The sequence below is a fragment of the Streptomyces synnematoformans genome (assembly GCF_039531005.1).
In the GTDB taxonomy this organism is placed as follows: domain Bacteria; phylum Actinomycetota; class Actinomycetes; order Streptomycetales; family Streptomycetaceae; genus Streptomyces; species Streptomyces synnematoformans.
Genome location: NZ_BAAAPF010000406.1, coordinates 1 through 5,267 on the forward strand (window position 1 = coordinate 1; position 5,267 = coordinate 5,267).

At 74.5% G+C, this 5,267-nt stretch carries 3 protein-coding genes and 2 pseudogenes; 2 read left to right on the forward strand and 3 right to left on the reverse strand.

Annotated elements, in window-relative coordinates:
• Positions 1-575: DedA family protein (locus ABD317_RS33100; RefSeq protein ID WP_344294946.1), on the reverse strand; the 575-nt coding region annotated here is incomplete at its 3' end.
• 109 nt (positions 576-684) lie between these two features.
• Here ABD317_RS33100 and ABD317_RS33105 point away from each other — a divergent pair.
• Positions 685-2,439 (forward strand): sensor histidine kinase, encoded by a 1,755-nt coding sequence (locus ABD317_RS33105; RefSeq protein ID WP_344294948.1) that lies wholly within the window; start codon positions 685-687, stop codon positions 2,437-2,439.
• 82 nt (positions 2,440-2,521) lie between these two features.
• Entirely contained in the window at positions 2,522-3,343 is an 822-nt protein-coding gene (locus tag ABD317_RS33110) for a DUF4097 family beta strand repeat-containing protein (RefSeq protein ID WP_344294950.1), read from the forward strand.
• A gap of 5 nt (positions 3,344-3,348) precedes the next feature.
• Here the strand turns inward: ABD317_RS33110 and ABD317_RS33115 are convergent.
• Positions 3,349-3,627: pseudogene (locus ABD317_RS33115) on the reverse strand (tryptophan--tRNA ligase); the annotation flags it as partial.
• Positions 3,628-3,632: 5 nt separating this feature from the next.
• A pseudogene (locus ABD317_RS33120) lies at positions 3,633-4,805 on the reverse strand (nuclease/transposase family protein); the annotation flags it as partial.
• Positions 4,806-5,267: the final 462 nt, after the last annotated feature.

A 5,267-nucleotide genomic window follows, 5' to 3' on the forward strand; every position in this document is an offset into this window, starting at 1 on the left:
ACGCCCTCGTGCAGCAGCGTGATGCCGAACGCCAGCCCCAGCCCCAGCGCCACCCCCCGCAGCGGCTCGTCCTCGAACGCCGCGCCGCCGGCGTAGCCGAGCGTCGTGCCGTAGACCGCCCAGGTCACGGCCGCGAGGAGCGCGTAGCGCGTGAAGGTCCGGCGCGGAAAGCCCGTCGCCCCCGTCGTCAGCGTGGCCGCCGTCCGGCCGCCCGGGATGTAGCGGGCCACGACCAGCACCAGCCCACCCCGCTCCGCCAGCAGCCGGCCCACCCGCTCGTACGCCCGCTGCGCCCGGCTCCCCGCCCGCAGCCGCTCGAAGACCCGCGGCCCGGCCCGGCGGCCGAGGGCGTACGACACGTGGTCGCCGGTCAGCGCCCCCGCGGCCGCCACCACCGCCACCAGCACCGCCTCCGGCTGCCCCTCCGCCGCCGCGAACACGCCCAGCGTGATCACCAGCGTCTCGCTCGGCACCACCGGGAAGAAGCCGTCCAGCGCGGCGATGCCGAAGAGCGCCAGATACACCCACGGGGTGCTGACCACGCCCTCGACGGCGTGGATGATCGCGTCATTCATGCAGTTCACGCTAGGAACGCCGTCCGCACGCCGCCGCGCACGGAAGTCAGGACCCGCCCATGACTTTCGTCAGGTGCCCGGCGGCCCCCGCCCGCCGTACCGTGGCCGCATGACCGGCACCGACCGGCCGCACGGCACCCTGCGTCGCCCGCTGCCCGACCGCCTCCGCCCCCAGGACGTACGCGCGGCAGACGTACGCCCCCGTGGCGCCCGCCCGGGGCCCGCCCGCCCCGGGTGCCGCCGCCCGGCCCTGCCCCGCGCCCTCCGCCGCGTCCTCCGCAGCGAACGCGCCGCCGACCTGCTCCTGTGGCTGGTCCTCACCCTGCCCGCCGTCACCGTCACGGGCCTGCCGGGCATCGAGCAGGTCGGCGGCGTCGACCTGCGCTGGATACGCGCCGCCGCCGTCCCGCTCCTGGCCCTCGCCGTCGCCGTCAGCCGCACCCGCCCCCTGCTCGCCGCCGCGATCCCCGCGGCGTTGGCGCTGGCCGCGACGCCCGAGCTGTTCACGAACCAGTTCGTCCTCGCCCAGGTCGCCCTCTCCTTCCTCCTCGGCCGCCGCACGGAGCACCCGCGCAGCGCCCTCCTCCTCTTCGGCGCGATCGCCGCCACCGGCCTCGTGCTCACCCGCGCCGTCCCCGACGCGACGTTCGACGGGTGGGGGACGCTCGTGCTCACGGTGCTCTTCGCGATGGTGCTGCCGTGGCTGCTCGGCCGGTACGCACGTCAGCACGCCGCCCTCGTCGGCACCGGCTGGGAGCTGGCCGAGCGGCTGGAGCACGAGCAGGAGCTGACCGCCGACCGCACCCGGCTGCGCGAGCGCTCCCGTATCGCCGGCGACATGCACGACTCCCTCGGCCACGAGCTGACCCTCATCGCCGTACGCGCCGCGGCCCTGCAGGTCTCCCCGGGCCTCGACGACGCCGCCCGCAAGGAGGCCGCCGAGCTGCGCGCGGCGGCGGCGACCGCCACCGAGCGGCTGCGCGAGGTCATCGGCCTGCTGCGGGAGGACGGCGAGGGCGCGCCGGTGCATCCGGCGGACGACCGGGTCGAGGGGCTGGTGCAGCGGGCGGTGGCCTCGGGGATGCGGGTGGAGCTGGTACGGGAACGAGACCCCGAAGAGGAACCGGAACAAGAGCAACCAGAACCGGACCAGGGGCCACCGCTGCCCGCGGTGACCGACCGGGCGATCCACCGCGTCGTCCAGGAGGCCCTCACCAACGCCGCCAAGCACGCCCCCGGCGCCCGCGTGACCGTCCGCCTCCGCCGCGGCGCCGACCACGTCGAGGTCAGCGTGGTCAACGACCCGTCGGGGCCGGGCGCGGCGAACGCGTCACCCACCGGCGGCTACGGCCTCGTCGGCCTCGACGAGCGGGTCCGCCTCGCCGGCGGCACCCTCCGTGCACAGCCTGTGGACGGAGGGTTCGCCGTCACCGCCCGCCTCCCCCTCGACCCCGGCGCCGCCCCCGCCCCGCCGCGCGAGTACGCGGCCCGGCGCGAGCACGCCCGCGCACGCCGCCGCGTACGCCGCGGCATCCTGGACGCGATCTGGATCCCCGTCGTCGGCACCGTCGTCCTCGGCGCGCTGCTCTTCGGCGTCGACGTCTACACCTCCTACCGCTCCGTCCTCGACGCCGACACATACGACACGCTGCGCATCGGCCAGCCCCGCGAGGCCGTCGAGCGCCGCCTCCCCGCCTACGAGGCCGACGTCAACACCCACCCCCACGGCGCCCCCGCCGACCCACCGGGCACCGACGACTGCCGCATCTACAGCACCGAACTCTTCTCCCTCGACCCGGCCTACCGCCTCTGCTTCACCGACGGCCGGCTCTCCCACAAGGACGAGATCGACGCCGCCCCGTAGAAACGACCGGGGGTTACCCCCACCCCCGCCCGGTAGCCCGCAGGATGGGGCGCCGGCGCCCGCGTCCGTAGCGTCGTACGACATGAAGCCGAAGCCCGCAGCCCTCGCCGCCCCCGCCCTCGCGCTGGTCCTCGCCGCCGCCGCGACCGCCTGCCAGTCCGTCGGCGACGGCGAGGCCGAGCACCGCACCTTCCGCATCGGCTCCGACGCCACCACCCTCACGATCGACGCCGACAACACCGCGGTGGAACTGGTGCCGGCCGACGAGGGCGCGGACCGCGCCGAGGTCGACGTCACCCGCTGGTTCGAGGCGGAGAAGTGGAACGGCGACGTCGGCACCGAGTGGTCCGCCGACGGCGACACCCTGCACTTCCGCACCACCTGCAGCGGCGTCATCGTCAGCTGCGACTCCCGCTACCGCGTCGAGGTCCCGCGCCGGCTCGCCGTCAAGGTCGACGGCAGCGACGGCCGGATCACCGCGAACGGCCTCGACACCCGCCTCGACATCACCAGCGCCGACGGCTCCGTGGCGGTCGGCGACGCCGGCGGCCCGCTGACCGTCGAGGCCCGCGACGGCTCGGTACGCGTCGACGGCGCGGCCGGCCCGGTCGACCTCGACGCCCGCGACGGCTCCGTCCGCGCCACCGGCCTCACCGCCGCCCGCGTCACCGCCGCACTCGGCGACGGCAGCCTCCACCTGGGCTTCACCGAACCCCCGGACGACGTCACCGCCGACACCCGCGACGGCGGGCTGACGGTGGAGCTGCCGAAGGCGTCGTACCGGGTGCACACCGACGTGCGCGACGGCAGCACCGACGTCACCGTCCCGCGCGACCCCGACAGCCCGCACCGCATCAAGGCCACCGTCGGCGACGGCAGCCTCACGGTCCGCCCGGCGGACTGACGCCGTCACCCCGCGCAGGCAGGCAGCAGCTCGGCCGCGTCGTACGCCGCATCCACCCGCGGCCGCGCCATCCCGCGCGCCCGCTCGGCCCCGCGCCGCAGCACCCCCTCGACGTACCCCGGATCGGCGCTCAGCTCCGCATGCCGCTCCCGCACCGGCCGCAGCGTCTCCACCACCGCCTCGGCGGTGTCGCGCTTGAGCTGTCCGTACGACGCGTACTCGCCCGCCAGCTCCGCCGGCTTCCGCCGGGCACATGCCGCCAGGATCTCCAGCAGGTTCGCCACCGTTCCTAGGGACTGAGTGGGAGTGAGTCCTGTTGCCAGGTCTCTTGCTCAGCCGAGCATCCCGAACGGTTGTGGGTGTTCTGGTTGCCCGCGTTCGCTCCGCGTCCGGCGCGCACGGATCGTGTCCGTGGTCCGGGGATGCGGGGGCGGGGTCCCTCACGTCCCGGGGCGCCCGGTGCGGCCTGGACGGTCCGATGCCCGTATCCATCGCTCTGGTGGCCAGGGGGCGGTGTCGTCCGTCGCCGGATCGGGTGTCCCAGGGCGTGCCTTCCGATCGCCACGGCGGCAGCGTCGGGGCGGGTGGTCTTCCTGGTGGTGCTCGTGAGGGGCTTCTGCCAGTGCTGAGCACCCCAGCGGGAGGTGTAGGCGGGGTCGACGGTGATCAGGGTGATGCCGAGTTCGGCGGCCATCGACACCAGGCGGGCCCGGAGCCTGGCTGTGGGCATGCCGGAGATGAGCTGGCGGAACCTCTTGCGTCGTTCGTGCCTTTCGCGGGTGGTCTGCGCGGTGAAGTCCAGGTCCTCGACCGCGATCCCCAGGCCGTGCCGCCTGGCCCAGTGCAGCAGGCGGATGAGGGTGTGCCGGACCTGTGCGTCGCGGTGGCCGGTGGTGCCGGTCAGGTCGTAGTCGAAGCGGCGCGGGGCGCCGACCGGGTTGCCGTGCTCATCGAGGCGCCAGGCGGCCAGGTGATCGGCGTTGGTGTCCACACCGACGATGCCGCCGGCACGGGCCGCCTGAAGGGGTACGGTCTTGACCGGCGGGATGGTCCACGAGGCGGTCAGGTACCAGCGGTTCCGGTCGGTGTCCTCGTGGATGCGGTAGGCCACCGCCCGGTTGGCCTGCACACGGTCGCGCCACGCTTCGCCCCGGTGCGCGAAGGCGACCCGCGCGGCGAGCACGTACCGGCCGTGCGGCGCGTTGGCCAGGTGCGCCAGCGGCGCCGGGAGCCTGATGCTCACCTGCCCGCCGGGGCCGACGCGGATGGTTTCGTTGCCGTAGCGCTTGCCGGACTCGCCGTCGGCCTCAAGGAAGCGGCGCGAGGCCTCCCACCGGCGGCGCCACTCGGCCTCGGTGAGCTGGGCCCGGTGAAGGTGGTGGCGGGTGCTGAGCATCCTCTTGCCCCCGCGCACTACCCGCACCCGCCCGGCCTGATGGTCGGCCCGCACCCGCTCAAGCCGGTAAAGGTCACGCATGCGATGCAAGAACCCCCGTTCCCCACCACGGCCCACACGGCCCGCAGTCCCGGCACTCACCCCGTGCGCCAGAACACGCCCCATCGCTGTGAACGCACAACTGCTCGAACCTCCGGCGCAGGCCGCAGGGGGCGCGTTGCGCGGCCGAGGCCGAGACCCGCCGGGCGGTGCTTGACACGGGTGCAGTGGGTCCGTAAGGTTCTTCGGGTTGCCACGGGGCTGGTGAGGTTCCGGAGTGCGACGGTGGCCGCCTCTGGTGGGGCGGCTCCTGCCATCTCTTCGTTGTGTGATCGACTCCCTTTCGCCGGGGTGAGATGCGGCCTGTCCGGTTTCTTTTCGGTGGGCGGCGGATTTTGCGCCGCGGGATGAGTCCGCTACGGTTATGGCCAGCGGAAGGGAAACGCCCGGAGAAGCCTGGTGAGGGTTTTGATGGAAGTGTCCGTTCTT